The organism is Actinomadura violacea, from assembly GCF_017573465.1.
In the GTDB taxonomy this organism is placed as follows: domain Bacteria; phylum Actinomycetota; class Actinomycetes; order Streptosporangiales; family Streptosporangiaceae; genus Spirillospora; species Spirillospora violacea.
The window spans coordinates 143,963-170,675 of sequence record NZ_JAGEPF010000026.1 but is presented as its reverse complement, the minus strand read 5'-3'; the positions used below and the strand labels follow the sequence as shown (position 1 = coordinate 170,675).

Genomic DNA, 26,713 nt, shown 5'->3' with positions numbered 1-26,713 from the left:
CGCCGTCGGCGTCGGCGCGCTGCTGTCGTCGCGGCTCCTGCGCGTCCTGCTCGACACCGACCCCATCGGCGTCGACGACGACGCCCTGGTCGCCACCTGGGTCGACATGATCCTCAGCCAGCTGCCGCCCGCCGCCGGCTGACCTCCGGCACGCCGGAAAGCGGACGGCCGCGCGGGCACCCCATCCGGGGCCCGCGCGGCCGTCCGCCGCGGTGCGGGCGGGTCAGTCGCGGGTGAGCTTGCGGTGCGTGACCCGGTGCGGGCGGGCCGCGTCGGCGCCCAGCCGCTCGATCTTGTTCTTCTCGTAGTCGGCGAAGTTGCCCTCGAACCAGAACCAGTTCGAGCCCTCTTCCCACGCCAGGATGTGCGTGGCGATGCGGTCCAGGAACCACCGGTCGTGCGAGGTGATCACGGCGCAGCCGGGGAACTCCAGCAGCGCGTTCTCCAGGCTGGACAGCGTCTCGGTGTCCAGGTCGTTGGTCGGCTCGTCCAGCAGCAGCACGTTGCCGCCGAGCTTCAGCGTCAGCGCCAGGTTCAGCCGGTTGCGCTCACCGCCCGACAGCACCCCCGACGGCTTCTGCTGGTCCGGGCCCTTGAACCCGAACGCCGCCACGTACGCGCGGGACGGCATCTCGACCTGCCCGACGTTGATGTGGTCCAGGCCGTCGGAGACGACCTCCCACACCGACTTCTTCGGGTCGATGCCGCCGCGCCCCTGGTCGACGTAGGACACCTTCACGGTCTCGCCGAGCCGCAGCCGGCCGGTGTCCGGCTGCTCCTCGCCGACGATCATCCGGAACAGGGTGGTCTTGCCGACGCCGTTCGGGCCGATGACGCCGACGATGCCGTTCGGCGGCAGGTTGAACGACAGGTCGTCCATCAGGGACCGGTCGCCGAACCCCTTGCCCAGCTTGTCCGCGACGATCACCGTGTTGCCCAGGCGCGGGCCCGGCGGGATCTGGATCTCCTCGAAGTCCAGCTTCCGGGTCTTGGCCGCCTCGGCCGCCATCTCCTCGTAGCGCTCCAGACGCGCCTTGCTCTTCGTCTGGCGCGCCTTCGGGTTCGAGCGGACCCACTCCAGCTCGTCCTCCAGGCGCTTCTTGCGCTTGGCGTCCTTGTTGCCCTCGACCTTCAGCCGGTCGGCCTTCTTCTCCAGGTACGTGGAGTAGTTCCCCTCGTAGGGGAAGCAGCGGCCGCGGTCCAGCTCCAGGATCCAGGTCGCCACGTTGTCCAGGAAGTACCGGTCGTGGGTGACGGCCAGGACGGTGCCCTCGTACTTGGCGAGGAACTGCTCCAGCCACTGCACGCTCTCGGCGTCCAGGTGGTTGGTGGGCTCGTCCAGCAGCAGCAGGTCGGGCGACTCCAGCAGCAGCTTGCACAGCGCCACGCGCCGCCGCTCACCACCCGACAGCTTGCTGACCTCGGCGTCGCCGGGCGGGCAGCGCAGCGCGTCCATCGCCTGCTCCAGCTGGCTGTCGAGGTCCCAGGCGTTGCGATGGTCGAGCTGCTCCTGCAGCTTGCCCATCTCCTCCATCAGCTCGTCGGAGTAGTCCGTCGCCATCTTCTCGGCGATCTCGTTGAACCGGTCGACCATCGCCTTGGTCTCGGCGACGCCCTCCTGCACGTTCCCGAGGACGGTCTTCTCCTCGTTCAGCGGCGGCTCCTGCTGCAGCATGCCGACGGTGAACCCCGGCATCAGGCGCGCGTCGCCGTTGGACGGCTGCTCCAGACCGGCCATCATGCGCAGCAGCGTCGACTTACCGGTGCCGTTCGGCCCCAGAACACCGATCTTGGCACCCGGAAGGAAATGCAGGGTGACGTCGTCCAGGACGACCTTGTCGCCATGTGCCTTGCGCACACGCTGCATCGTGTAGATGTACTCGGCCATGTTTCAAGAGTAGGGGGTCGCAGCCACCATTTCGTCGCCCTCCACCCACCCCCGAACCCCCAACACAGCCCCGCCCCCGCCCACCCCCGGCCAACCACCTCCGCCCGACGTCGAGCCTTGCCCCAAGAGCTGCCGTCGACCGAGCAAGGAACCTCCCCGCGAGCACGGCCAGCCGCCAACCAAGACAGCCAACCTCAACGCGACCAAAAGGCACTGACGCAAAGGGGCGTTCCACTGGACGACCACGCCGGACCGGACAGGCGTCGACCAGGACAGCAAATCTTGACGCGGCCAAACAAGCGCCCACACGAACCGGCGCCCTACCGGGCGGCCCCCAGCCCAGACGGCCGCCGACCAAGGCGCAAGGACAGGTGCTGACGTGGGCGGGCGGGTTATGGGACGGGGCGGACGTTGACCTGGGCGGGCGTAGGGGGCGGAGGGCGTTGGTCTGGGTGGGGATGGCGGGGGCGGACGGGTGTTGGTTGGGGCTTGAGTAGGTAGGTGGGGTGTTAGGCGTCGTCGGGGCGGGGGGTGTCCACGGCGGGGAGGCAGACGCGGTCGCGGCCGGACTCCTTGGCGCGGTACAGGGCGAGGTCGGCCGCAGCGAGCAGTTCGATGAGGTCCTCTCCGTGGGTGCGGAACAGCGCGACGCCGACCGAGACGGTGACGTTGACGGTGCCCTCCTCGGCCGGGACGGCGAGGCGGCGGACGCGGCCGCGCAGGCGCTCAGCCACGCGGCACGCCTCGACGGTGTCGGCGCCCGGCAGCAGCACCACGAACTCCTCGCCGCCGAACCGGCCCACCACGTCGTAGTCGCGCAGCTGGTGGCAGAGGGTGCTGGCGACGCCGACGAGCACCTGGTCGCCGATCAGGTGGCCGTGGGTGTCGTTCACCCGCTTGAAGTGGTCGATGTCGATCAGCAGCAGCGCGAGGGCGTCGTGGGTGCGCTGGGCCCGGGACAGCTCGGTGTCGGCCTCCCGCTGCCAGGCCCCGGCGTTCAGCAGGCCCGTCTTGGCGTCGGTCCGCGCGGCGGCCTGCAACTGCTGGTGCATGAGGCTGCGCTGCAGCAGCATCACGGGTGGCAGCGCCAGCAGCAGCATCCCGAGCGTCAGCGCGCTCGTGATCGCGACGAGGATGCCGACGCACAGCTCCACCACGTCCAGCAGCAGGCTTTCGCGCGTCCAGAGCACGTCCCGCCAGCGGCTCTCGGGGTTGGCGGCGTGCGCCGCCACCGCGACCAGCGCCGTGTTCACGATGGTGAACAGCGCCGCGCAGCCCACCGCCGCGGGGATGCCCGGATACGCATGCACCACCCAGTGCGGCGCACCCTCCAGCGGCGCCGGGACGACCTGGTGGAACACCACTGACGCGCATGCTCCGGCGATGCCGAGGGCCGAAGCGACCAGGCCTCTCCGGTAGACGAGCGTCCGCCGCACCCGGAACTGCAGGAGCGCCTGCAGTGGTATCGGGATCAGCAGCGCGTACAGCGGTGGCAGCAGCAGGGCGACGGGCAGCCACCAGGCCGACAGCAGGTCCCGCGCCACCCCGGCCGGCATGCCGAGGCGCCTCGACGCCTCGATGCAGACCGCACCGCACGCCAGCAGCGCCGCGAAGGTCGCGAGATCCTGCAACCGGAAGGGAGTGCGGAACAGCAGGGCGACGATCAGCCCCAGATGGACGGCGACGACCGTCGGCACATAGACCACGAGCAGGGACGGGCGCCCCAATAGCGATCGGCGGCGGGGCACGCGGGTGAGTTCCCCGCCCCGGTCCTCGGCGGACGACTGCACTGCCGTCATCCTTCCCCCTTACACGCATCACGTTGTGTAACACGATAGTTGCAACGTGTGCGGAACGGGCGGGAAACAGGTACCTTCGGTAGGGCACATGCTGGTGACCGTTCTGGGCACCATGCATAGGAGGCCGCGGATCCGCGGACCTCGGCACATCCTGAGGGGGGCAACACCATGCGCGGCGTTTCCTGGATCTAGGCAGGCCGCTGGACCCCGACGGTGCGGGGGCACCGACCGGCAGTGATTCATCTGCCGGCCACGCCCCCCTCCGCCCGAGTCCGAATCCCCGAACTCCGGGCGTTCCGCCGTCCGTCATCCGGTTGCGTCCGCGCTTCTTCACCCGCCGCTCGCGGCTCGTCACCCGACGGCAACGCCCTACCCCGCCCACATTCCCCACCCCGGGCCTCCTCTCTTTCACCTCGCTCACCCCCTCTCGGTGTTGGGGGTCAGGCGGCTTGGGGGGTGGGTTCGGCTTCAGTGTCGGGTGGGGTGGTCAGGGCCCACTGGTCGGCGGCGTCGCGGGCGGCCTGGCGGTCCTCGTCGGTGAGGGCGCCGCCGCGCTGGACGGGGCGGAAGTCGGCGGTGCCGCGGCCGAGGTCGTGGCCGACGGTGTTGGCCTCGATCTCGGCGGAGAACCGCCACTGGCCGTCGCGTTCGTACTGCCGGACGCGGAGCCGGCCCGTGACGAGGACGGGCGTGCCGCGGCGGAAGTCGGAGGCGTTGACGTTGTCGGCGAGGCCGCGCCAGCAGTTGACGGTCAGGAACATGGTGTCGAGGTCCTGCCAGGAGCCGCTCTCGCGGTCGTAGCGGCGGGGCGTGCAGCCGACGCGCAGGGACAGGAACGGGGTGCCGTTGCCGGTGACGGTGTAGTAGGGCTCGGCGGCGGTCCAGCCGATGACGGTGACGTGCGCTTCGTTCACGGGTCCTCCGTTGGTTCTCGTGGCTTACGTGAACCAACGGTGCCCGAGCCGTCACCCTCGGCGACAGCGTCGTGGAAAATGTGGATAACTATGCGGGCGGGCGGCCCAGGGCGACGTCCACGTCGTGGCGGAAGCCCGCGTAGACGCGCAGGTCGGCGGCGACGGGCTCGATGACCTTGTCGCGGGCGACGCGTTCGATGCCCTCGCGCATGTGCTCTTCCATCTTGTCGCCGTGCTTGGCCGAGGAGAGCGCGACGAGGTTGCGGCAGGCGGACGAGGTGAGCCAGCCCATGCCGAGCGTGCAGACGACGAGGACGGCGACGTAGGGGATCAGGCCGGACTGGCCGATGAAGCCGCCCGGGTCGTCCCCGCCGACCTTGAGCACGCCGTAGGCGACGAGGACGCCGATCCAGACGACGCTGAGGACGGCGACGAGGATCAGGAAGTACTGCCAGGTCTTGACCAGCCACCACCAGCGCGGCACCTGGTTGAAGGTGGGCAGGGCCTCCTTGAGGGACTCGCCGAGCGCCTCGGGGATCTCGGTGGCCTGCGAGCGGGCCGCGGCGCGGACGGAGCGGGCCCAGTGGACGGGGAGTTCGCCGGTGACGCCGTCGGTGACGCCGGCGAGGGCGTTGTCCACGTCGCCCTGCTGGGCGCCGATGGGGCCGGTGAAGGCGTTGCGGAGCTCCTCGCGCAGCTCGGTGAGGCGCATCCGGCGCAGCGGGTCCGAGCGGAGCCGGGTGATCAGGGCGCTGACGGGCCAGCCGACGAAGTCGGAGGCGCGCAGTTCGTAGGCGCTCTCCATGGCCTCGGCGACGGCGGGCGCGCCGGCGGCGTCGGTGAGGGCCTCGACGAGTTCGGTGCGGCGGCCCTCGTCCACGGTGGTGGGGGGCTCTGCGTCGAGGCGGTGCTCGGCGAAGCGCTCGGCGACCCGGTCGACGTCGGCGGCGAGGCGCTCGCTGCGGGCGCGGCGGGCGGCGACGGTGTCGACGAGGACGTCGCGGAAGCCGTGCACGCCGTCCTCGGCGACGGCGGAGGTGGTGATGATGCGCGGCCGGGCGAGGCCCTCGGCCTCCAGGAGGCGGCGCAGGTCGGCGACGCAGTCGTCGATCTCGTCGGGGGCGAGCCGGTCGACCTGGTTGAGGACGATCAGGGTGACCCCGGCGTACCGGGCGAACGGGACGATGTAGTTGCGGTGCAGTGCGGCGTCGGCGTACTTCTGCGGGTCGACGACCCAGACGAGCAGGTCGGCGATCGTGACGAACCGGTCGACCTCGGCGCGGTGCATGGCCTGGATGGAGTCGTGGTCGGGCAGGTCCAGCAGGACGAGGCCCTGCAGGGAGCTGTCGGCGCGTTCCAGGTCGAGGGCGCTGGCGCGGGCGTAGCGGTGCCGCTTGTCGACGTCGAGCCAGTCGAGGAGGGGGCCGGCGCCGTCGAGGCCCCAGACGCAGGCGTGCGCCTTGGACGTCATCGGCCGGCGCATGCCGGTGGGCGAGAGCTCCAGCCCGCAGATGGCGTTGAACAGCGAGGACTTGCCGCTGCCGGTGCCGCCGGCGAGGGTGACGACGGTGTGCTCGCCGGACAGCCGGAGCCGCTGGCCGGCCCGGTCGAGGAGCGCTCCGGCCTCGTCGAGGAGGGGCCGGTCCAGCCGTCCGGTGCCGGCCTGGACGAGGCGGTCCAGGCCGTTGAGCCGGTCGGTGAGGGTGGGGGCGGCGGGGCCGGCGGGCTCGGCGGGGATCGCCGGGTGCTCGCCGGACACGTCCGTCGCGGGGACCGGGACGCCTCCGGGGCTCGTCGGCGAGCCGGCGGGCAGGGCCGAGGTGGTCATCGGGCGACCTCGAGGTTGTAGGTGGCCTGGTACAGCTGGACGGGGACGGTCTCGTCGGGGAGGCCGGCGCCATCGAGCACCTGCCCGAACCGGATGGCCTCCTCGTCGAACAGCATCCCGATGCGGCTGCGCAGGTCGGCGCGGGCCTTGGCGCCCATGCCGCGCAGCGACTCGGCGCCGAACAGCGCCTTGAGCAGCCGCTGCGGGACGGCGCTGTTGCCGCCCTCGACGGCCACGTCGGAGGTGCCGTAGCCGAGCAGGCCGATCGTCAGGACGAGGGAGACGGCCTCGGTGTCGAACGAGACGAGCTTGGCGACCGAGCGCTTGGTCACGCCCTCGGTGCGGATCAGCTCCTGGACGTGGTCCTGCCAGGAGCTGACGGCCCGGGTGACGCGGCGCGACAGCTCCGGGGAGACGTGCCCGATCTCGTCGCCGCGCCCGGCGAGCACCGTGCCGCCGGCCGGGTGGGCGCGCCAGCGGGCGACGACCTGCTCGGCGCCGTGCTCGGCGGTCGACATGATCAGCGATTCCAGGCCGCTGCGCAGCGCGGCCTTCAGCGCGCGCACACGGGCGGGGCTGCGGTGGCGCCGGCTGGAGCCGCGGCCGCGGCGCGCGCGCTGGACGTGCAGGGCGCGCAGCAGGTCGCCGGTGCCGGCGAAGTCCTGCCAGCGGGCGAGCACCTCGCCGCGCAGCAGCGAGCCGTTGCGGGTGGCCTCGTCGAGCTCGGCGAGGGCGGTGCCGTAGGCGGCCTCGACCTCCTGGGCGAGCTCGGCGCGCCGCTCGACCTGCGCCTCGACCTGGCGGGCCAGCTCGGGGACGCGGGTGCGGAAGCTGTCCAGGACGGCGGCGAGGGTGTCGCTGATGACGATCTCGCGGTCCTCGACGTCCTCGGCGACGCCGGTGAGCCAGGCGCGGATGTCCTCGACGGTCTCCTCGGGGAGCCGGCTCTCCTCGATCCGGGTCTCGGGGATCGTGAAGCGGCGGGCGTCGCCGACCTCGTGCTCGTCGAGCATCTCGCCGAAGTGCTCGACGACGTCGGAGCTGCCCTGCCCGACCGATCCGGGGCGGCCGCCGGGGCCGTCGCCCTGCGGGACGCGGGAGAGCACGACGCCGATGGTGGCGCCGTTCTCCTTGGCGCGCTGCAGCATCTGCCACACCTGCGCGTCGGCGTAGCGGGCGGCGGTGGTGACGCACAGCCACAGGTCGGCGGCCGCCATCAGCTTGGTGGCGAACTCGTAGTGGTCCTCGAAGACGGAGTCGAAGTCGGGGCTGTCGAGCAGTGCCAGGCCGGGCGGGAGGGCCTCGCTGGCGATGATGACCAGCTGGTCGCCCGCGATGGCGTCGGGCGCGGGGCCGCGAACGCGGCCCATGCCGGGCAGGAGCGGCCCCTCCATGAACCACTGGACGTGGTCGGGGTGGCAGACCAGGATCGGGCTGCTGGTGGTGGGGCGCAGCACGCCGGTCGCGCTCACGCGGGCCCCGACGAGCGTGTTGACCAGGGTGGACTTGCCCGCGCCGGTGGACCCGCCGAGCACCACCAGCATCGGCGCGCCCGCCGCCTGCAGGCGGGGCAGGACGTAGTCGTCGAGCTGGCCGCGCAGCTCGTCGCGGGCCTCGCGGGCCTCCTGCACGCCGGGCACGTCCAGCAGGAAGTCGAAGGCGCCGAGCTGCTCGCGCAGCGCGGTCAGCGCCCTGACCAGCTCGCCCTGCCGGACCGTCGCGGCACCGGGGCGGGGGCCGGAGGGGCCGCCGGGCCGGACGCCCTTGCGCGCGGCGGCCGCCGCGCGCTCGGGCGGTTCCGCTCCGGGGCCGGTCGCCGTCCCGCCGCCGGACGCCGTCTCCGCGGCCTCCTCGGCGGGCGGGGCGGACGCGGCGGTGTCCGGCTTTTCGGGCATGGCGTCCCGGGACGCGGGCTTCGCGGAGTCGTCGCCTCCGCGTCCGGTGCCCGCCTCCTCGTCGTGGACCGCGCTTCGCTCTGCGGGGGGTGTCACGGATCCCGTCCCAAGTCGGCTCGAATCATGTCGATCTCTCGCGCCACGTCGACCACGTCGCCCACGACCACGATCGCGGGGGGCCGGACTCCGGCGGCGGCCATCTCGTCGGCCACGGTGCCCAGCGTCGCCGTCAGGGTCCGCTGGCCGGGGAGGGTGCCGTCCTGGACGACGGCGACCGGCGTGCCGGACGACCGACCATAGCGCACGAGCGCGGGTGCGATGAGCGCCATCCGCTCCACGGCCATGAGCAGCACGAGCGTCCCGTGGGCGCGGCCAAGCGCCTCCCAGTCCACGGTGGAGTCGGGGTGCCCGGGCGGGACGTGCGCGGAGACGACGTGGAACTCCTGCGCGACGCCGCGGTGCGTCACCGGGATGCCGGCGGCGGACGGCACCGCGACCGAGCTGCTGATGCCGGGGACCACCGTGACAGGGATGCCGTGCCTGGCGCAGTGCAGCGCCTCTTCGCCGCCGCGGCCGAACACGAACGGGTCGCCGCCCTTGAGCCGGACCACGAACTTGCCCTGGCTCGCGTGCTCGACGAGATAGTCGTTGATCTTGTCCTGGGTGACGGTCCGGCCGTAGGGGATCTTGGCGGCGTCGATCACCTCGACGTCGGCGGCCAGCTCGTCCAGCAGCCCGCCGGGGGCGAGCCGGTCGGTGACGACGACGTCGGCCATCGCCAGCAGCTGCCGGCCGCGCACGGTGATCAGCCCCGGGTCGCCGGGGCCGCCGCCGACGAGCGCGACACCGGACGGCTTCTGCCGGGAGTGCCGCGACTCCAGCGCGCCGTCGCGCAGCCCGTCCACGACCGCGTCGCGGATGCCGGCGGCGCGGCGCGGGTCGCCGCCGAGCAGCACCCCGACGGTGGCGTCGCCGGCCTGCCCGCTCGCGGGCGTCCAGGCGGGGGACGACTCGGCGTCGTCGGCGCGCACCGACCAGATCCGGGCGGCCTCCGCCTCGGCGACGACGTCCCCGTTGACCTTGGCGTCGTCGGTGACGGCCTGCACCAGCCAGGCGCCTGCGCAGTCGCCGCGCCGGTAGGGGCGGGCGTGCCAGGCGATGCGGCCGGCCTCGGCGAGGCCCTGCAGCGAGGCGGTCACCTCGGGCGAGACGAGGACGACCTCGGCGCCCGCGTCCAGCAGGGCGGGGACGCGGCGCTGCGCGACCCGGCCGCCGCCGACGACGAGGACGCGTCGCCCTCGAAGGCGCAGACCTAGCAGGTACGGGGGCACGTGGTGATTCTTTCGGACGCCGGTGACGGACAAGTGTCTATGCGGAACAAAGGTACTCGGGTTGGGGAGCTCATGGAGAGGGGCTCCGGCCCTTCGATAGCCGAGCGTGACTCATTCCGAGATCATGTCGTTACGGGGCGCGGCCTCCTTCTCGGCGACCCCGGCGGAGTCGAAGGTGGCGACCTCGTGCAGGACCCGGACCGCACCCTGGACCAGCGGCAACGCCAGCAGCGCGCCGGTCCCCTCGCCCAGCCGCAGCTCCAGGTCGACGAGCGGGCGCAACCCGAGATGATCGACGGCGGCGGCGTGGCCGGGCTCGGCGGAGCGGTGCCCGGCGACGCAGCCGGCGAGGGCGCCGGGGCTCAACTCGGCGGCGGCGAGCGCGGCGGATCCGGCGATCACCCCGTCCAGCACGACGGGAACGCGCAGCGCCGCGGCGCCGAGGACGAACCCGGCGATCCCGGCGTGCTCGAACCCGCCGACGGCCGCGAGGACGTCGAGGGGGTCGCGGGAGCCGGCGCCGTCGAGGAGGCCGTGGCGGGCGAGGGCGGCCCGGACGACCTCGACCTTGCGGGCGTGGGTGGCGTCGTCGATGCCGGTGCCCCGGCCGGTGACCCGCTCGGGCGGCAGGCCGGTGAAGGCGGCGATCAGCGCGGCGGACGCGGTGGTGTTGGCGATGCCCATGTCGCCGGTGATCAGGCAGCGGGCGCCCTGGTCCACCAGCTCGCGGGCGACCTCGATGCCGGCGGCGACCGCGCGGCGGACCTCGCCGGCGGTCATCGCGGGCCCGGCCGTCATGTCGGCGGTGCCGGGCGCGATCTTGCGGTCGAGCAGGCCGGGCGCCGGGTCCAGGGGGGCGGCGACGCCGATGTCGACGACGGTGACGCGGGCGCCGACCTGCTTGGCGAACGCGTTGACGACCGCGCCGCCGGCGGTGAAGTTCGCGACCATCTGCGCGGTGACCTCTTGTGGCCACGGCGTCACACCCTGTGCGTGCACGCCGTGGTCGGCGGCGAAGACGGCGACGGCGGCGGGCTCGGGGAGCGGCGGCGGGCACCGCCCGGCGAGCCCGGCGAGCCGGATCGACACCTCCTCCAGCACGCCGAGCGACCCGGGCGGCTTGGTGAGCCGGGACTGCAGGTCGCGGGCGTCGTCCATCGCCGCCCGGTCGAGCGGCGCGATCGCGGCGCGGGTCTCCTCGATCACGGCGGCGGCGTTCGACAAGGTCGTCTCCTCAGATCCCCAGTTCACCGAGCACTTCCAGCAGGGCGTCGTTGGCCGGGCGGTCGCGCACGGCGATGCGCAGCCAGTCGGTGCCGAGGCCCGGGAAGGTGTCCCCGCGCCTGACCGCGTAGCCGCGCTGCCGCAGCAGCGCCCGGATGCCGAGCGCGTCCGGCACGCGCAGGCACAGGAACGACGCGCGCGCCTCGGGAACCACGTACAGGCCCCGGTTGGTCAGTTCGGCGGCGAGCCGGTCGCGTTCGACGGCGAGGCCGGCGGCCCACGCCTGCGCCTCGGCGAGCGCCTCGGGCTCGCAGCACGCCTCGATCGCCACCAGCGCCGGTGTGGACACGGCCCACAGCGGCTGCGCCTCCGCGAGCCGCGCCACCAGGTGCGGGTGGGCGAGCAGGTATCCGGCGCGCAGCCCGGCGAGGCCCCACGTCTTGGTCAGGGACCGGATCACCACGATCCCGGACGGCAGCCGGGACGCGAGGGTCTCCGGCTCGCCCGGGACGCAGTCCATGAACGCCTCGTCCACCACGACCGTCCGGCCGGGCCGCGACAGCGCGGTGATCGCGGCGGCCGGGTGCAGCACCGACGTGGGGTTCGTCGGGTTGCCGACCACGACGAGGTCGGCGTCCTCCGGCACGACGGCCGGGTCGAGGGTGAAGTCCTTGCCCAGGACGGCCCGCTCCACCGCGTGCCCGGCGGCCCGCAGTGCCGCCTCCGGCTCGGTGAACTGCGGGTGCACCACGACCGCCTTGCGGGGCTGCAGGACGCGCGCCAGCAGCACGAACGCCTCGGCGGCGCCCGCGGTGAGCAGCACCTCCTCGGCACCGCGGCCGTGCCGCCGCGCGACGGCCCGGCGGGCCGGCCGCGGGTCGGGGTACCCGGCCAGGTCGGCGACGGACGCGCGGAGCCGGTCGGCGAGCCACGCGGGCGGCGTGCCGGTGCGGACGTTGACGGCGAAGTCGGCGAGCCCGCCGCCGACCTCGGCGTCGCCGTGGTGGCGCAGGTCGACCTCGTCCACGCCGTCGTCGAGGCCGGGCGCCGCCGGCCGCTGCCCGATCACGGCTCGCCCCCGCCGTAGGACGGCGCGGCGGGCTCGAAGTAGAGCAGCGCGTTGACGGCCGCGGCGGCGACCGCCGGACCGCCCTTCTCCGAGACGTTGCTGAGCTGCGGCAGGCCGCTGGCGCGCAGCGCCTCCTTGGCCTCGGCCGCGCCGACGAACCCGACGGGCGTGCCGACGACCAGGGCGGGCCGGACCCCGCGCGCGATGATCTCGAAGATCGCCTCCGGGGCGGACCCGACGACCCAGACCGCGCCCGGCCCGACCTCGGCGTAGGCCAGCCGGACCGCGGCGGCCGAGCGGGTGGTCCCGGCGGCGCGGGCCATCCGCGCGGCGGCGGGGTCGTCGGCGTGGCAGACCGTCTCGCGGGCGCTGATCCCGGCGGCGGTCATCCGCTCGTCGGTGACGACGGGCGCGCCCGAGCGCAGCGCGGACCAGCCCTGCCCGAGGAAGTCCTCCGTGGTGACCAGGTCCACGGCGTACTCCAGGTCGGCGGTGGCGTGGATCACCCGCTCCGCGACGGCGCGCCACAGCGGCGGCATCGGCGACAGGTCGACCCGGGAGCGCAGGATCTCGTAGGACCGGACCTCGATCGGATGGGGCTGGCGTACGGTCACTGCGCCTCCGGATTGATCATGGTCGGGGTGGGTCACGGTCGGTCCTCGCGGTCGCCGGGGGTTGTCGTCGGGCACCAGGGTTTCACGGGTCGCCGGGCGCTATGACCCGGCTTCACCGGGTTCGCCGGTGATCCGGGCGACCGCCGCCGTGGCGCGCGCCGCCGTGCGCTTCGGCACGACGAGCCGGGCCCCGCCGCCGGGTGCCGACGGTCCGCCGCCGGGCGCGGGCAGGGCGCCGCCGAGCGCGCGGGCCCCGTGCAGGGCCGCCGCCTCGGCGACGCTCGCCGTCCCGGTCCGGGCCCGTACGCCCTCCTCCGGGTTCGGCACCGCCACCTCTGCCAGCACGTCCACAGGGTAGGTGACGAGATGAAATCCGAGCATTTCGGCGGCATCGCGGACATGGCCGGTGCCGGCGCGGGCCGCCGCGGTCGCCACGCACGCGACGTCCTCGCCGCGCAGGTCGTCGCGGTCCAGGACGGCGGCGATCAGCGCGCCGATCTCGCGCGCGTCCGACCGGCTGGACGCGCCGACGCCGATGACCAGGGTCACAGGACCGGGCGGCCGGGCGGGGGCGGGAGGGTCTCGACGCTCCTGATCCGCTTCGCGGCCGGCCGTCCGGAGGCGGGGGCGGGGCGTTCGGCCCAGACGAGGGTGATCGGCGGCGGCGGATCGGCGGCGCCGTCGAGCGGCACCGCTTGGAGGGTCGTGGCGCCGGCCGCGAAGCCATGACCTGCAAGGACGTCCATGAGCGCGGGGGACGCGCCCTCAGAGGCCGTGGCGACGAGGCGGTGCAGCGCCTGCGACGCGCAGGTTGCGAGCACCTCCGGGGACGCGCCCGCCAGGAAGACGGCGTCGGGGACCGGCAGATGATCGATGACCGTGCCGATCTCGCCGCGCGACACCGCCACCCGGACGCCGTGCCTGCGGACGTTCTCCCTCAGCCGGACGCAGACGGAGCCGTCGCGGTCGAGAGCGACGGCCGCCGCGCCGAACCGGGCGCATTCGATCGCCATCGAGCCGTCACCGGAACCGATGTCCCACACCATGTCCCCTATGCGCGGCCCCAGTTTGGCCAAGGCGAACGCACGCGCCTCCGGCGTGAGAACGGGTTCGCCACCGAACGCTTCCTGAGGCAGCGCCCAGGTCGGTTCCCTTAGGGCGGGGCCCGCGATCCATGTGGCCGCGTCCACCTCGCTCCGGTTGTCCATGACCAGGACCACGTCCGGCTTGTTCCACGGCCGCGTCGTCGCCTCGGCCGGACGGACGTGGACGACGCGCTCGGCGGGCCCGTCCACGTCCTCGCATACGACGAACGAACGCGGCGTCTGCGGGAAGAGCGCGCGCCCCAGTTCGGCCGGTCCCGCGCCGGGGACGGTCAGGACGGCGACCTTGGGATGCGCGCGGCAGACGTTCGCCGCGCGCCGGAACTCCTCGGCGGAGACGACCAGCGCGTCGTCCCCGGACACGCCCGCCAGCGCGAACGCCCGTGCCGCCAGCGCCGTCCCGGAGCGCGGCGCGCCGTCGCGGCCGCTGACCGTGAGCACGGCTACCGCGCCATCCGCCCGAACATCCCCACCATGCGCTCTCCCTTCGCGTCGACCAGGACGACCTGCGCCGCCACCGGGCTCGCCGCCGTTCCGGCCGCCTCGGCGGCGAGGCGCTCCAGCTCGCCGGCGGTGCGGCGGCACAGCTCCCGCCCGCACGGGCCGAGCCGCCCGGCGGCCTCCCACAGCTCGTAGGCGGCCTGCGGCGTCCCGGCCGCCTGCACCTCGGCCGCCAGCGCCGGGCCGCCGTCCATGTCCGCGGTGATCGCGGCGAGGACGGGGACACCGCCCGCGATCGCGGCCTGCTCCGCCACGCCGGACACCAGCACGACCTGCGCGAGCCCCTCCCCGACCGCGCTGCGCAGCGCGTCGAGCCCGGCGGGGACGAAGCAGTCGTCCGGCAGTTTCGGCAGCATCCGGCGGGCGGCGTCCGCCGCGTCCGCGCCGTGCATCACCAGCGTCCGGTGCACCGCCCACGCCCCCGTTCGCGTCTCCGTCGCCTGTCTCCCGGTCATGCCCGTCCCTTCTGGTCGTGGGCGTCGAGCCTCCCGGAGGCCGCGCCCGTGCCGGGACACGGCGCGCCGCGCGCCCCCGGATCGGTCAGCATGCCGGGCCGCCCTGCCGGAGATCGGAGGCGATGCGGCTGAAGACGACCATGTCCTGGTTGACGCCGTCGGCGTCGCGCTCGGCGCCCCGCGCGACTCCTTCGCGCACGTAGCCCGCCTTCTCCGCGACCCGGATCGAGGCGTGGTTGGTGGTGAGCGCCCGCAGCTCGATGCGGAAGAGGCCGCAGGACCGCAGCGCCCAGTCCGAGACCAAGGTGAGGGCCTCGGTCGCGTACCCGCGCCCGCGCGCGCTTGACCGCATCCCGTAGCCGACCTCGCAGGTCAGTTGCGCCCAGTCGACTTTGAACAGCCCTATGGTCCCGATGAGGCCGCCTGTATCGCGGTCGGTCACGGCCAGATGGATGCCGAGGCCGAAGCGCTGCACCTTGTGGACGCCCTCGCGCAGGAACCAGGCGAGCGGCTCGGCCTCCAGCGCGTCCGGGAAGTTCGGCGGAAGGAAGTCCTCGCCGGCACGGATCACCTCGATCAGGGCGGGCGCGTCGTCGAGCCCGAACGGCCGCAGGACGAGCCGCCCGGTCTCCAGGCGCACGCTCCCGGTGAAGACGTCCACACCGCTCCCCTCCACGCCCCTCAAGGCAGCCCGTCACAGGCAGGCCGCGACCATCCGGCTGGCGAACCAGGGCGATCCGGCCCAGTGCACATGGAGGTAGGACGCGACGCAGCCGCCCCGCACGAAGCCGGCCGGGCCGGACGCGGACCACTGCCAGGCGGCGGTCTCCCCGTGGACGGGGTCCGTCACCGTGCGGTGGAACTCATGCCCGTGCACCCGTTCGCCCGCGCGCGCGACGACCGAGTCGGCCACCGCCACCGCGGCACGATAACCCAGCGTCAGCCGCGGGGCCATGGCCGCTCTGGCGCCATTCAGCACACCGCACATGGGCGCACCGTCGAGTTCCTGTGCGAGGTACAGGAGTCCGGCGCATTCGGCGTACACGGGGCGGGACGCATTCGCGAACGCCGCCAGTTCCGTACGCAGCCGCTCGTTCGACGACAGTTGCGCCGCATAGACCTCGGGGAAGCCTCCGCCTATGACGACGCCGCGCGTGCCGTCGGGCAGGCCGTCGTCCTGTAGGGGATCGAACCTGACGACCTCCGCGCCGGCCGCTTCTAGCAGTTCCTCGTTCTCGGCATAGCCGAACGTGAAGGCCGGGCCACCCGCCACCGCGATCCGTGGCCTTCCGGCATGCTTCTCCGGCACGGCCTCGGACGGGTTCCAGGGCGCGGCGTCCAACTCGGGCGCCTCGTGGGCCAGTGCTAGCAGGGCGTCTAGATCACACGACGCGGCGACCAGGTCGCCCAGCCGCCGGACGGTGTCCACCGCCTCCGCGTTGCGTTCGGCCGCCGGGACCAGCCCGAGGTGCCGGGACGGCGTCGCGGCGTCGTCGGTGCGGCGCAGCGCGCCCAGAACGGGCAGCCCGAGTTCCTCGACGGCGTCCCGGCACATGCGCTCGTGGCCGTCGGAGCCGAGCCGGTTCAGGACGACGCCGCCGACGCGGACCGTCCCGAACGACCGGAACCCGTGGACCAGCGCCGCGACGGACCGTCCGGCGGCGGCGGACGCGTCCACGACCAGCACGACCGGCGCGTCCAGGAGCGTCGCGACGTGCGCGGTGGACGCGTAGTCCCCTCCCCCGGCCGAGTCGGGCGCCCCGAGCCCGGCCGCGCCGTCGTACAGGCCCATGACGCCCTCGACGACCGCAATGTCCGCGTCCTGCGCGCCGTGCAGGAACAGCGGCGCGACCAGGTCCTCGGACGTCAGCCAGGGATCGAGGTTCCGGCCGGGGCGGCCCGTCGCGAGCGCGTGGTAGCCGGGGTCGATGTAGTCGGGCCCCACCTTGTGCGGGGAGACCCGCAGGCCGCGCGCCGCGAACGCGGCCATCAGCCCGGTGGCCACGGTCGTCTTGCCGCTGCCCGACGAGGGCGCGGCGACGACGAGCCGGGGGACGGTCACCACTCGATGCCCTTCTGCCCCTTCTGGCCGGCGTCCATCGGATGCTTGACCTTGCCCATCTCGGTGACCAGGTCGGCGGCCCCGATCAGCCGCGGGTCGGCGTCCCGGCCGGTGATCACCACGTGCTGGTTGCCGGGCCGGTCCGCGAGCGCGGCGACCACGTCGTCGGCGTCGACCCACCCCCACTTGATCGGGTAGGTGAACTCATCGAGCACGTACAGGCGGTACGTCTCGGCGGCCAGGTCGCGCTTGATCTGCTCCCAGCCCTCGCGGGCGTCGGCCTCGTGATCGGCCTCGGTGCCGGGACGCTGGATCCACGACCAGCCCTCGCCCATCTTGTTCCAGAACACCGGCCCCCCTTCGCCGGTCTGGTCGTGCAGGCGGCCGAGCGCGAGCAGCGCGTTCTCCTCGCCGATCCGCCACTTCGCCGACTTGACGAACTGGAACACCCCGATCGGCCAGCCCTGGTTCCAGGCCCGCAGCGCGAGCCCGAACGCGGCCGTCGACTTCCCCTTGCCCGGTCCGGTGTGCACCATCACCAGCGGCCGGTTGCGGCGCTGCCTGGTGGTGAGCCCGTCGTCCGGCACGTACTCCGGCTTGCCCTGCGGCATCTCGGCCCCTGCTTCCTGGTTCGGCGGCGGATTCCCCGGCGGTCACTCGGTCCCGGCGGTCACGCGATGTTCCGCGATCACGCGACGTTCCGCGCGTCGCGGACGACGCCGGCGAGCGCGTCGGCGGCGAGGCGGTCGAGCCGGACGACCTCGGCGCCGAGCCGGGCGCCGAGCGCGGCGGCGAGGCCGAGCCGCACCGGCCCGGACTCGCAGTCGACGACCACCGACGCGACGCCGGCGAGCAGCCCCGCCGCCGCGGACGGGTCGGGGCCGTGGGTGGCGCGGCCGTCGGTCACCACGACCAGCAGCGGGCGGCGGGCCGGGTCGCGCAGCCGCTCGACCCGCAGCACCTCGGCGGCCCGCACCAGCCCGGCGGACAGCGGCGTGCGGCCCCCGGTCGGCAGCGCGTCGAGGCGGCGTGCCCCGGCCTCCACCGACGAGGTGGGCGGCAGCGCGAGTTCCGCGTCCTTGCCGCGGAAGGTGACGAGGCCGACCTTGTCGCGCCGCTGGTAGGCGTCGAGGAGAAGGCTCAGGACGGCGCCCTTCACCGCGCGCATCCGCTTGCGCGCCGCCATGGAACCGCTGGCGTCCACCACGAACAGGACGAGATTGCCCTCCCGTCCGTCGCGGACCGCCTCGCGAAGGTCTTCGGGTTGGACGACAAGGCCGGAACCGGTGCGTCCACGGGCGTGCTGGTGCGGCGCCGCCGCGCGGAGCGTCGCCGTGAGGTGCAGCCCGCGCGCCCCCGGGCGAGCCCCCGACACGCGTCCGTACGGGCTGCGCGCCTTAGAACGCCGCCCCGGCGCACCGTTCCCCAGGCCGGGGACGGTGAAGAGGCGCGGCTTGTAGGCCGCGTCCGCCGGCGCCGGCTCGCTCTCGCCCGCCCGCCCCGAACCGCCGCTCGGATCGGACGACTCGGACGACTCGGCCGGCGGAGGGACGTGCGCGTCCTCGGCGGCGCCGTCGGGAAGGCCGCCGCCTCCGCCGTCCGGCCCGCCGGGCCCGTCATCGTCGGGAGGCCCCTGGTCATCAGGCGGTTCGGGGTCTTCGCCGTGTTCGTCGAGGACGTCGTCGAGCTTCTGCCGGTCCAGTCCCGGCGCGTCGAACGGGTCGCGGCGGCGCCGGTGCGGCAGCGCCAGCCGGGCGGCCGTCCGCACGTCGTCGGCGGTCACCGCGTCGCGGCCGTGCCAGGCGGCCAGCGCGATCGCGGCCCGCGCCGTCACCAGGTCGGCGCGCAGGCCGTCCACCTCGAACGACGCGCACACGGCGGTGATCTGGCGGAGCGCGGCGTCGGTCAGCTCCACGCCGGGCAGCCGGCGGCGGGCGGCGGCGATCCGGTCGGCGAGGTCCGCCTCGTCCGCGGTGAACGCCGCGGCGAAGCCGTCGGGGTCGTCCTCGAACCGCAGCCGCCGCCGGACGACCTCGGCGCGCTCGGCCGGGTCGCGGGTCGCGGCGACCTCGACGGTCAGGCCGAACCGGTCGAGCAGCTGCGGGCGCAGCTCGCCCTCCTCCGGGTTCATCGTCCCGACCAGCAGGAACCGGGCCGCGTGCCGGATCGAGACGCCCTCGCGCTCCACGTACGACTCGCCCATCGCGGCCGCGTCCAGCAGCAGGTCGACCAGGTGGTCATGGAGCAGGTTGACCTCGTCGACGTACAGGACGCCGCGGTGCGCCGCCGCCAGCAGGCCCGGCTCGAACGCCTTGACGCCCTCGGTGAGCGCGCGCTCGATGTCCAGCGAGCCGGTGAGCCGGTCCTCGGACGCGCCCACCGGCAGCTCCACCAGCCGCGCCGCCCGCTCCTCCGCCTCGCCCGCGGCGTGCGGGCCGTCCGGGCACGCGGGGTCGGGATCGGCCGGATCGCAGGAGAACCGGCAGCCCGGCACGACCGGCGCGGGCGGCAGCAGCCCGGCCAGCGCGCGCACGATCGTCGACTTCGCGGTGCCCTTCTCGCCGCGGACCAGCACGCCGCCGACGCCCGGCGACACCGCGTTGATCAGCAGGGCGAGCTTCAGATCGGCCATTCCGACGACGGCGGAGAAGGGGTAGCGCGCGCGGGCGCGCCGCTCCGGCCGGCCGGCGCCCGTCTTCGACGCAGGTCGCACGTGTCGTCATCCTTCCTCGGGTGTCCACGCCCGTGGCGGTGCCTGTCCGACGGCCGGAGTCTCCTGGCTCCCGGATCACCGCGCTCCCCCGGCCTTCCAGCACCGTGTGCCGTGGCCTCTTCGAGGGGCGCTCCCCTGGTCACAGTTGCGGGACAGCCCCGGATTCGCACCGGGTTCCTCCGCGTCCGTCGCCCGCCCAGGATCGCACACCGGCCGGGCGCGCTCGACCCCGGCTTCTATCGGCGGAGCGCCGATCAATGTTGGCGATACGCCAATCAGATGGTCTACTGGTCGGTATGGAGCGACGCGCAGCCCCGCGCGGCGAGGCCGCCGGAGCCGCGACGCCGCGCCCCGGCGGCACCAGGGGCCCGAAGGCCCGCTACCAGCGCCTGCCGCGCGACGAGCGGCGCGACCAGATCCTCGACGTCGCGCGCCGGATGTTCACCGAACTCCCCTACGCGGAGGTGGCCACAGCGGCGATCGCCCGCGAGGCGGGCGTCCAGCGCGGCCTCATCCACTACTACTTCGGCACCAAGCGCGAGCTGTTCCTCAAGGTCGTCCAGGGTCTGACGGCCACCGCGGCGGTGCAGGCGCCGCCGCCGGACGAGCGGATGACGCTGCCCGAGACGGTCGAACTGTGCGTGAACCTGTTCCTCGACACCGCCGAGCGGAACGCCACGACCTGGTTCGCCGCGCTGGACGCGGAGGGCTTCGGCCAGGACCCGGAACTGCTGGACATCGTCAACCGGTTCCGCGACCGGACCGTCGAGCACATGCTCGCCGTGCTGCGCCTGCCCGCGCCGACCGAGACGCTGCGGGCCGTCCTGCGGATCTACTCCGGGCTCGCGGACGCGGCGACGCGGCAGTGGCTCCAGGAGCGGACCCTCGACCGCGCGCAGGTGCAGACGCTGCTGACCAGGTCGCTGCTGTCGATGGTCACCGACATCGCCCCCGCGCTGGAGGCCCGGGAGGAGCCGGCCGGGGAGCGCCTAGAAGCCGGGGACCGGCTGCTGCACGCCGCCGCGCACGGGAACGGCGAACCAGACGGCCTTCCCGCGGACGCCCGGGCCGAGCCGTGACAGCGTCCGCAGCATGCCCCAGCGGCCCCGCGACAGTTCGCGGACGATGCTGAGCCCGCGCCCGCAGTCGCCGGACGTCCACGAGTAGCCGGGCAGCGACGCGTCGAGGTAGGCGTCGAAGACGGCGCACCGCACCTCCGCGCCGGCCGCACCCGCCGGGGCGCCCGGGGGACGGGCGTCCGGGCCGGCGGGGTCGCCGAGGTAGAGCCACAGCTCGTGCGGGCCGTGGTCGCCCGCGTGCTGGTGGGCGTTGGTGGCCAGCTCGCTCACCATCAGCTGGGCGTCGCCGATCGCCTCGTCCAGCACGCCGAGCGTGGCGAGCGCGTCGCGCAGCACGCGGCGGGCATGGCCGGCGCAGCCGGGTCCGCCCGGCAGCGCCCACACCCAGCCGGGCCTGGCGCCGGCGGGCCCGCGCGCGGCCCCGGCGGCCATCGCGTCGGCCATGGTGGCGGCGGCGAGATCGGCCGCCGGATCGCCGGCGGGGCCCGGGGGCGCCGCCGCGAGGTCGGCGGCCGTCCGGTCGTGCCCGGCGTGCGGACCGGCGGTGTGCCGCGTCGCGCACGGGCTCGCGTCGGTGGTCTCGGGCGGGGTCTTCACGGGTGCCTCCCGCGGGCCGCCTGCCCGGGCGCGCGGTCCGTTCGCCGTCACTATCGGTCCCCGAGCAGTCACGCATTCAAGACTCTCGTGAGATTCTCACGTTCGCAAGCGCCTTCACGGAATTGCCCTGCCCTTCGTGCCGGGTTCGCCAATCGCGTTGTGGCGCGGCCCGAGAGCGGCGAGACTTCGCTCCCATGACGTACCGCCCCACCGTTCGTGGCCGCCGCCTGGCGCGGGAACTGCGCAAGCTGCGCGAAGAGCAGGGTCTGACGCTGCAGGAGGTCGCGGACCGGCTCGACTGGTCCCGGGCCACCGTCTCCCGGCTGGAGACCAGCCAGACCCGCCCGCGGCCCGGCGACATCGCCGACATCCTCGACCTCTACGGCGTGCCGAGCCCCGACCGCGACGCGCTGATCACGCTGGCCCGGCAGGCCGGCCAGCGCGGCTGGTGGACGGCCTACCAGGACGTCTTCGCGGGCAGCTACGTCGCCCTGGAGGACGAGGCGTCGCACATCCGCACCTGGGACCCGCAGCTCATCCACGGGCTGCTGCAGACCGAGGACTACTCCCGCGCCGTGATCAGGGCGGGCCGGCTGCTGCCGGCGGAGGAGGACGTCGAGCGCCGGATCGCCGCCCGCAAGATCCGGCAGGCGCTGCTCGACCGCGACACCGCGCCCCGCCTGCAGGTGATCTTCGACGAGGCGGTGCTGTACCGGCAGATCGGCGGCCGGGACGTGATGCGCGCGCAGCTGGAGCATCTGGTGGCCGCGGTGAACCGCCCAACGGTGACCGTTCAGGTACTTCCGTACGCACAAGAGGGCCATGCGGGGCTTGACGGACGTTTCACCATTTTGTCGTATCCGGACCCCGCAGACCCCGATATCGCCTACGTAGAGGGGACCATGGGTGACGTTTACCTTGAGAGCAGCGAGGCAATAGCAAAGCACAGAGACCGCTTCGATCTGATCGAGGCGGCCGCACTTACCCCCGAGGAATCCGCGCACCTCATAGCCGAGGCAGCAAGGAGCAGCCAGTGACCAACCTGCAGCGCGAACTCAACGGAGCCGCCTGGCGCAAGTCCTCCCACAGCGGGAGCGGCGACCAGTGCGTCGAGGTGGCCCCCCTCTCCAGCGATCTGCGCGCTGTTCGCGATTCGAAGGACCCCGGCGGCCCGGCCCTGGTGCTGACGCCGGACGCATGGCAGGGCCTCCTCGACTCCATCCGGGAGGTCTGAGCACGGCTCCGGAGGGCCGCGGCGCGCGTCGCCGCGCCCCTCCGGCGCGCCCGCCCGCCGCCGGGCCCTTCCCCCGTGCCGCGGCCCCGGGCTTCCCGGGAAAGTAGAACGTGTTCTAGTATCGCCGTGCGCCACCGGCCCGGCGGCGCGGCCCCGCGACCGGAGGATGGCATCGTGACCGCGGAACTCAAGCTCGGCATCAACGTCGGCTACTGGCAGAGCGAGCCCGAGGACCAGACCGAGACGGTGCTGGCCGCCGAGCGCTGCGGATACGACTCGGTGTTCACCGCCGAGGCCTACGGCTCCGACGCGTTCACCCCGCTCGCCTGGTACGCCGCCCGCACATCCCGGATCAAGCTCGGCACCGCCGTCGTGCAGATGTCGGCGCGCACCCCCGCCGCCACCGCGATGCACGCCCTCACCCTCGACGCGCTGTCCGGCGGCCGGGTGATCCTCGGCCTCGGCGCGTCCGGCCCCCAGGTCGTCGAGGGCTGGTACGGGCAGCCGTTCCCCAAGCCGCTCGCCCGCACCCGCGAGTACCTCGACATCGTCCGGCAGGTCTGGCGCCGCGAGGAGCCGGTGACCAGCGACGGCCCGCACTACCCGCTGCCGTACCCCGGCGGCGCCGGCCTCGGCAAGCCGCTGAAGTCGATCGTCCACCCCGTCCGCCCGGAGATCCCCGTCTACCTGGGCGCCGAGGGGCCGAAGAACGTCGCGCTGTCCACCGAGGTCGCGCAGGGCTGGCTGCCGCTGTTCGTCGACCCCGAGCAGATCGAGCCGGTGTTCGGCCCCTCGCTCGCCGGCCGCCCGGACGGCTTCGAGATCGCCGCGACCGTCACCACGATCGTCACCGACGACCTGGCCTCCGCCCTGGAGTTCGCCAAGATCCCCCTCGCCTTCTACATCGGCGGGATGGGCGCCAAGGACCGCAACTTCCACCTCGACCTCATCGGCCGGCTCGGCTACGCCGAGCAGGCGCAGCGCGTGCAGGAGCTGTTCCTCGACGGCCGCCGCTCCGAGGCGATCAAGGCCGTCCCCGACGAGCTGGCCGACTCGATCTCGCTGCTCGGCCCCCTCGGCCGGATCAAGGAGCGGCTCCAGCTCTGGCGCGACAGCCCCGTCAGCACCGTGCTGATCGCCGGGGTGAAGGACGAGCCGACGCTGCGCGCCATCAAGGACATGGCCGACGGCTGAGCACGAGCTCACCCCTGAGGAGGGGCGGTCCGGTTCACACCGGGCCGCCCCTCCCCATTTCGGGTGGGTCACCCGTAACCCACCGCACACGACACGATGGAATGGAGGCGGCGAACCGGGCGCTGCACCGAAGGCACCCGGAGATCACAGACTGGAGATGGGACACACGATGTCCACGCAGGAAGACGCCGCGCGGCTGCTCGTCCGGACCCTGGAGGCCGAAGGCGTCGAGTACGTGTTCGGGATCCCCGGCGAGGAGAACATCCACTTCGTCCACGCCCTGAACGACTCCCCCATCCGCTACATCCTCGTCCGCCACGAGCAGGGCGCCGCGTTCATGGCCGAGATCTACGGCCGCCTCACCGGCAAGGCCGGCGTCGCCTCCGCCACCCTCGGCCCCGGCGCGATCAACCTGCAGCTCGGCGTCGCGGACGCCACCACCAACAGCACCCCCGTCGTCGCGATCTCCGCGCAGGTCGGCCTCGACCGCATCTACAAGGAGTCGCACCAGATCGTCGACCTGGTGTCGCTGTTCCGCCCCATCACCAAGTGGTCCGAGCTGGCGCCGACCGCCGAGGCGCTGCCGGAGATGGTCCGCAAGGCGTTCAAGACCGCGCAGACCGAACGTCCCGGCGCCGTCTACCTCGCCATCCCCGAGGACGTCGAGTCGGCGAAGGTCGCCGGCGCGCTGAAGCCGCTGCCGGTCAACATCGTCCGCCCGCAGGAGCCGTCGCCGTCGCAGATCGCCCGCGCCGCCGACGTGATCGCCCTCGCCCGGCAGCCGATCGTCCTCGCCGGCCACGGCGCCACCCGCGACCGCGCGAGCGAGGCGCTGATCCACTTCTCCGAGCGCCTCGGCCTGCCCGTCGCCACCACCTTCAACGGCAAGGGCGTCTTCCCCGACGACCACCGCAACGCCCTCGGCGCCGTCGGCTTCATGCGCCACGACTATGTGAATTTCGGCTTCGACGACGCCGACGTCCTCATCGCCGTCGGCTACGAGCTGCAGGAGTTCGACCCGGTCAAGATCAACCCGAACGCCGACAAGAAGATCATCCACATCCACCAGTCGCCCGCCGAGGTCGACGACCACTACCCCGTCACCGTCGGGATCCAGGGCGACATCTCCCGCACCCTGCGCGCGCTCGGCGACAGCGTCCACCGCCGCTGGGACGTCAACGGCACCGGCGAGAAGATCCGCCGGATGATCCGCGAGGAACTCGCCGAGGCCGCCACCGAGGACGGCTTCCCCCTCTCGCCCCGCCGCATCGTCGCCGACGTCCGCGCCGCCATGGGCCGCGCCGACATCGTCCTCGCCGACACCGGCGCGGTGAAGATGTGGATGGCCCGCATGTACCCGACGTACGAGCCGAACACCCTGCTGGTCTCCAACGGCCTGTCGTCCATGGGCTTCTCCGTCCCCGGCGCCATCGCCGCCAAGCTCGCCCACCCCGACCGCAGGGTCCTGGCCGCCACCGGCGACGGCGCGTTCCTGATGAACTCCCAGGAACTGGAGACCGCCGTCCGCGAGAACATCCCGATCACCGTCCTGATCTGGGACGACTCCGCCTACGGCCTGATCGAGTGGAAGATGGACCTCGACATCGGCGCCAGCTCCAACATCAAGTTCGGCAACCCCGACTTCGTCAAGTACGCCGAGAGCTTCGGCGCCCGCGGCTACCGCGTGGAATCCGCGTCCGAGCTCCTCCCCACCCTCCGCAAGGCCCTCGCCGAGGACACCGTGTCCGTCATCACCGTCCCGGTGGACTACTCCCACAACCTCCAGCTAACGGACAAGCTGGGCGACCTGACCGGCCCCTTCTGATCACTCTCGAACGCGCTCATGGTCTCGAATAACCATTCGAGACCATGAGCGGAGCGTGACCGTTCGATTACCCTTAGCTTGTGGTCCATGCCAACAAGCGCACACGAGCTGCCGCTGGAGATGGTCCGCAACCAGCCCCAGCTCGTCCCCACGATCCTGCGGACCGTCTTCGACCTGGACATCATCGGTGAACCCAGCATCACGTCCGAATCCTTCGCGGATCTGAACCCTGCCGAACTCCGATGCGACGCCACCGTCCTGTTCGACACCCGGGAAGAACGCACCCACGGCGTCATCGTCGAGTCACAGCAGCGGTTCGACGGCGGCAAGCAGTACAGCTGGCCCGCCTACATCGCGCTGCTCCGGCTACGCCACAAATGCGGGGCGACGCTGCTCGTCCTCTGCCCGGACGAGAACAGCGCCCGCAGGTGCGCCGCCCCCATCGACATGGGCCACCCCAAGTGGGTGCTCAAGCCGCTGACCGTCCACCCCGGAATGCTCCCCCCGATCACCGAACCCGCCGAAGCCGCCCGCATCCCCGAACTCGCCGTCCTCAGCGCCCCCGCGCACGCCGACGGTCCGCACGCATCCGCCGTGGTCAGCGCCGTCGCCGCGGCCATCGACACCCTCACCGGGGACACCGGCCCTCTGTACCATGACTACCTGAGGACGCTGCTCTCCGACGCCGCCCGCAAGCTCCTGGAGGACACCGTGAAGACAGCCGGCTACGAGTGGCAGTCAGACTTCGCCAAGAAGCACATCGCCGAAGGACTCGCCGAGGGTCGCGCCGAGGGAGAGGCGATCGGCGAGGCCAGGTTCCTGCTCCGCATCCTCAGCAACCGCAGGATCGCCGTCCCAGACGACATCCGCGAGCGCATCACGAGCTGCACCGACACCGACCAGATCGAACGCTGGGGCGACCGAGCACTCGTCATCGACCGCGCCGAGCAGCTCTTCGACTGACGCTGGTGGCCGTCCCCGCTGCCGAGCGGGGGCGGCCACCGGTCGGACACCATCGGACCTCCGCGTCCGGTGCATGTCTGCTGCGCGTCGCTCTGGCGGGAAGGGACCATGGACATCAAGAGCTACGAGTGGCAGTCGGACTTCGCCAAGACCCACATCGCCGAAGGCGAGGTGAAAGGCGAGGCCAAGGGGGAAGCCAAGTCGGTGCTTCTCGTCCTCGATGCACGCGGTCTCTCCGTCCCCGACTCCGTTCGTGAACGTGTCACCGGCTGCACCGACACCGACCAGCTCGAACGCTGGGTCCGCCGGGCCGCCGTCATCGACCGCGCCGAGCAGCTCTTCGACTGACGTCCTGGCCGCCGCGCCGCCGATGTGATGATCCGGCTCCGTCCTGTGTTGGGCGGGGCCGGTTCGTGTGGTGGGGT

General features: G+C 73.4%; 24 protein-coding genes and 1 riboswitch. Of the genes, 7 read left to right on the top strand and 17 right to left on the bottom strand.

All coding sequences use genetic code 11. The features are described from left to right. Positions 1 to 223: 223 nt before the first annotated feature. From ettA to J4709_RS37610, 16 genes are all read right to left on the bottom strand, one after another. The gene (gene ettA, locus J4709_RS37685; protein WP_208248326.1) at positions 224 to 1,888 is read right to left on the bottom strand and encodes an energy-dependent translational throttle protein EttA; all 1,665 of its coding nucleotides are present in this window, start codon (positions 1,886 to 1,888) and stop codon (positions 224 to 226) included. Positions 1,889 to 2,397: 509 nt separating this feature from the next. Then, entirely contained in the window at positions 2,398 to 3,687 is a 1,290-nt protein-coding gene (locus tag J4709_RS37680) for a sensor domain-containing diguanylate cyclase (protein WP_208248324.1), read from the bottom strand. A 440-nt stretch (positions 3,688 to 4,127) separates the two neighbouring features. Further along, positions 4,128 to 4,601, bottom strand: a complete 474-nt coding sequence (locus J4709_RS55110; protein ID WP_173095754.1) for a single-stranded DNA-binding protein — start codon at positions 4,599 to 4,601, stop codon at positions 4,128 to 4,130. A gap of 88 nt (positions 4,602 to 4,689) precedes the next feature. Further along, positions 4,690 to 6,429, bottom strand: coding sequence for a GTPase family protein (locus J4709_RS37670; RefSeq protein ID WP_232384639.1), 1,740 nt, complete (start codon positions 6,427 to 6,429; stop codon positions 4,690 to 4,692). Continuing rightward, complete coding sequence (locus J4709_RS37665; protein WP_307801898.1) at positions 6,426 to 8,420, bottom strand: AAA family ATPase; 1,995 nt, start codon at positions 8,418 to 8,420, stop codon at positions 6,426 to 6,428. Before J4709_RS37665 ends, J4709_RS37670 begins: the two co-directional genes overlap by 4 nt. Next, a complete protein-coding gene (cobA, locus tag J4709_RS37660) occupies positions 8,417 to 9,655 on the bottom strand; it encodes a uroporphyrinogen-III C-methyltransferase (protein ID WP_208248322.1) in 1,239 nt (412 codons plus the stop codon). Before cobA ends, J4709_RS37665 begins: the two co-directional genes overlap by 4 nt. A gap of 111 nt (positions 9,656 to 9,766) precedes the next feature. Then, positions 9,767 to 10,879 carry a nicotinate-nucleotide--dimethylbenzimidazole phosphoribosyltransferase gene (gene cobT, locus J4709_RS37655; protein WP_232384637.1) on the bottom strand — a complete coding sequence of 371 codons (1,113 nt, stop codon included), beginning with the start codon at positions 10,877 to 10,879 and terminating at the stop codon, positions 9,767 to 9,769. A 10-nt stretch (positions 10,880 to 10,889) separates the two neighbouring features. Further along, positions 10,890 to 11,948 (bottom strand): Rv2231c family histidinol phosphate aminotransferase CobC, encoded by a 1,059-nt coding sequence (gene cobC / locus J4709_RS37650; protein ID WP_307801897.1) that lies wholly within the window; start codon positions 11,946 to 11,948, stop codon positions 10,890 to 10,892. Next, positions 11,945 to 12,562, bottom strand: a complete 618-nt coding sequence (locus J4709_RS37645; RefSeq protein WP_208248320.1) for a precorrin-8X methylmutase — start codon at positions 12,560 to 12,562, stop codon at positions 11,945 to 11,947. Before J4709_RS37645 ends, cobC begins: the two co-directional genes overlap by 4 nt. Before the next feature lie 99 nt (positions 12,563 to 12,661). After that, a complete protein-coding gene (locus J4709_RS37640) occupies positions 12,662 to 13,111 on the bottom strand; it encodes a cobalamin biosynthesis protein (protein ID WP_208248318.1) in 450 nt (149 codons plus the stop codon). After that, positions 13,108 to 14,106 (bottom strand): hypothetical protein, encoded by a 999-nt coding sequence (locus tag J4709_RS37635; RefSeq protein WP_208248316.1) that lies wholly within the window; start codon positions 14,104 to 14,106, stop codon positions 13,108 to 13,110. Before J4709_RS37635 ends, J4709_RS37640 begins: the two co-directional genes overlap by 4 nt. 2 nt (positions 14,107 to 14,108) lie before the next feature. Further along, positions 14,109 to 14,621: a hypothetical protein gene (locus J4709_RS37630; RefSeq protein WP_208248314.1), complete on the bottom strand. Its 513-nt coding sequence runs from the start codon at positions 14,619 to 14,621 to the stop codon at positions 14,109 to 14,111. 85 nt (positions 14,622 to 14,706) lie between these two features. Next, the gene (locus J4709_RS37625; protein WP_208248312.1) at positions 14,707 to 15,282 is read right to left on the bottom strand and encodes a GNAT family N-acetyltransferase; all 576 of its coding nucleotides are present in this window, start codon (positions 15,280 to 15,282) and stop codon (positions 14,707 to 14,709) included. 33 nt (positions 15,283 to 15,315) lie between these two features. Next, on the bottom strand, positions 15,316 to 16,686 hold the full coding sequence (locus J4709_RS37620; protein ID WP_208248311.1) for a cobyrinic acid a,c-diamide synthase CobB: 1,371 nt from the start codon (positions 16,684 to 16,686) through the stop codon (positions 15,316 to 15,318). Further along, positions 16,680 to 17,294 carry a cob(I)yrinic acid a,c-diamide adenosyltransferase gene (gene cobO / locus J4709_RS37615; protein ID WP_208248309.1) on the bottom strand — a complete coding sequence of 205 codons (615 nt, stop codon included), beginning with the start codon at positions 17,292 to 17,294 and terminating at the stop codon, positions 16,680 to 16,682. The genes J4709_RS37620 and cobO overlap by 7 nt, the downstream gene beginning before the upstream one ends. Positions 17,295 to 17,371: 77 nt before the next feature. Further along, a complete protein-coding gene (locus J4709_RS37610) occupies positions 17,372 to 19,315 on the bottom strand; it encodes a putative cobaltochelatase (protein ID WP_208248385.1) in 1,944 nt (647 codons plus the stop codon). Positions 19,316 to 19,452: 137 nt separating this feature from the next. Next, positions 19,453 to 19,576, bottom strand: a riboswitch (cobalamin riboswitch). A 116-nt stretch (positions 19,577 to 19,692) separates the two neighbouring features. On the opposite strand from J4709_RS37610, the gene J4709_RS37605 reads away from it, so the two are divergent. Beyond that, a complete protein-coding gene (locus J4709_RS37605) occupies positions 19,693 to 20,475 on the top strand; it encodes a TetR/AcrR family transcriptional regulator (protein ID WP_208248307.1) in 783 nt (260 codons plus the stop codon). Here the strand turns inward: J4709_RS37605 and J4709_RS37600 are convergent. Beyond that, a complete protein-coding gene (locus tag J4709_RS37600; protein WP_307801894.1) occupies positions 20,386 to 21,072 on the bottom strand; it encodes an ATP-binding protein in 687 nt (228 codons plus the stop codon). The two genes, J4709_RS37605 and J4709_RS37600, sit on opposite strands and share 90 nt — an antisense overlap. A 194-nt stretch (positions 21,073 to 21,266) precedes the next feature. Here J4709_RS37600 and J4709_RS37595 point away from each other — a divergent pair, with 194 nt between their 5' ends. From J4709_RS37595 to J4709_RS37570, 6 genes are all read left to right on the top strand, one after another. Continuing rightward, on the top strand, positions 21,267 to 22,109 hold the full coding sequence (locus tag J4709_RS37595; RefSeq protein ID WP_208248305.1) for a helix-turn-helix domain-containing protein: 843 nt from the start codon (positions 21,267 to 21,269) through the stop codon (positions 22,107 to 22,109). After that, positions 22,106 to 22,306: a DUF397 domain-containing protein gene (locus J4709_RS37590; protein WP_208248303.1), complete on the top strand. Its 201-nt coding sequence runs from the start codon at positions 22,106 to 22,108 to the stop codon at positions 22,304 to 22,306. The genes J4709_RS37595 and J4709_RS37590 overlap by 4 nt, the downstream gene beginning before the upstream one ends. A gap of 174 nt (positions 22,307 to 22,480) precedes the next feature. Then, a complete protein-coding gene (locus J4709_RS37585) occupies positions 22,481 to 23,500 on the top strand; it encodes an LLM class F420-dependent oxidoreductase (RefSeq protein ID WP_208248301.1) in 1,020 nt (339 codons plus the stop codon). Between the two features lie 169 nt (positions 23,501 to 23,669). Beyond that, positions 23,670 to 25,325: an acetolactate synthase large subunit gene (locus tag J4709_RS37580; RefSeq protein ID WP_208248298.1), complete on the top strand. Its 1,656-nt coding sequence runs from the start codon at positions 23,670 to 23,672 to the stop codon at positions 25,323 to 25,325. An 87-nt stretch (positions 25,326 to 25,412) separates the two neighbouring features. Further along, positions 25,413 to 26,288 (top strand): RpnC/YadD family protein, encoded by an 876-nt coding sequence (locus J4709_RS37575; protein WP_208248297.1) that lies wholly within the window; start codon positions 25,413 to 25,415, stop codon positions 26,286 to 26,288. Positions 26,289 to 26,396: 108 nt separating this feature from the next. After that, positions 26,397 to 26,636: a hypothetical protein gene (locus tag J4709_RS37570; protein WP_232384636.1), complete on the top strand. Its 240-nt coding sequence runs from the start codon at positions 26,397 to 26,399 to the stop codon at positions 26,634 to 26,636. Positions 26,637 to 26,713 lie beyond the last annotated feature (77 nt).

Coding starts and splice junctions, on each gene's coding strand:
- ettA (WP_208248326.1), bottom strand. CDS start 1,888: ATGGCCGAGTACATCTACACGATGCAGCGTGTGCGCAAGGCACATGGC.
- J4709_RS37680 (WP_208248324.1), bottom strand. CDS start 3,687: ATGACGGCAGTGCAGTCGTCCGCCGAGGACCGGGGCGGGGAACTCACC.
- J4709_RS37670 (WP_232384639.1), bottom strand. CDS start 6,429: ATGACCACCTCGGCCCTGCCCGCCGGCTCGCCGACGAGCCCCGGAGGC.
- J4709_RS37630 (WP_208248314.1), bottom strand. CDS start 14,621: ATGACCGGGAGACAGGCGACGGAGACGCGAACGGGGGCGTGGGCGGTG.
- cobO (WP_208248309.1), bottom strand. CDS start 17,294: ATGCCGCAGGGCAAGCCGGAGTACGTGCCGGACGACGGGCTCACCACC.
- J4709_RS37610 (WP_208248385.1), bottom strand. CDS start 19,315: ATGGCCGATCTGAAGCTCGCCCTGCTGATCAACGCGGTGTCGCCGGGC.
- J4709_RS37605 (WP_208248307.1), top strand. CDS start 19,693: ATGGAGCGACGCGCAGCCCCGCGCGGCGAGGCCGCCGGAGCCGCGACG.
- J4709_RS37595 (WP_208248305.1), top strand. CDS start 21,267: ATGACGTACCGCCCCACCGTTCGTGGCCGCCGCCTGGCGCGGGAACTG.
- J4709_RS37580 (WP_208248298.1), top strand. CDS start 23,670: ATGTCCACGCAGGAAGACGCCGCGCGGCTGCTCGTCCGGACCCTGGAG.
- J4709_RS37575 (WP_208248297.1), top strand. CDS start 25,413: ATGCCAACAAGCGCACACGAGCTGCCGCTGGAGATGGTCCGCAACCAG.
- J4709_RS37570 (WP_232384636.1), top strand. CDS start 26,397: ATGGACATCAAGAGCTACGAGTGGCAGTCGGACTTCGCCAAGACCCAC.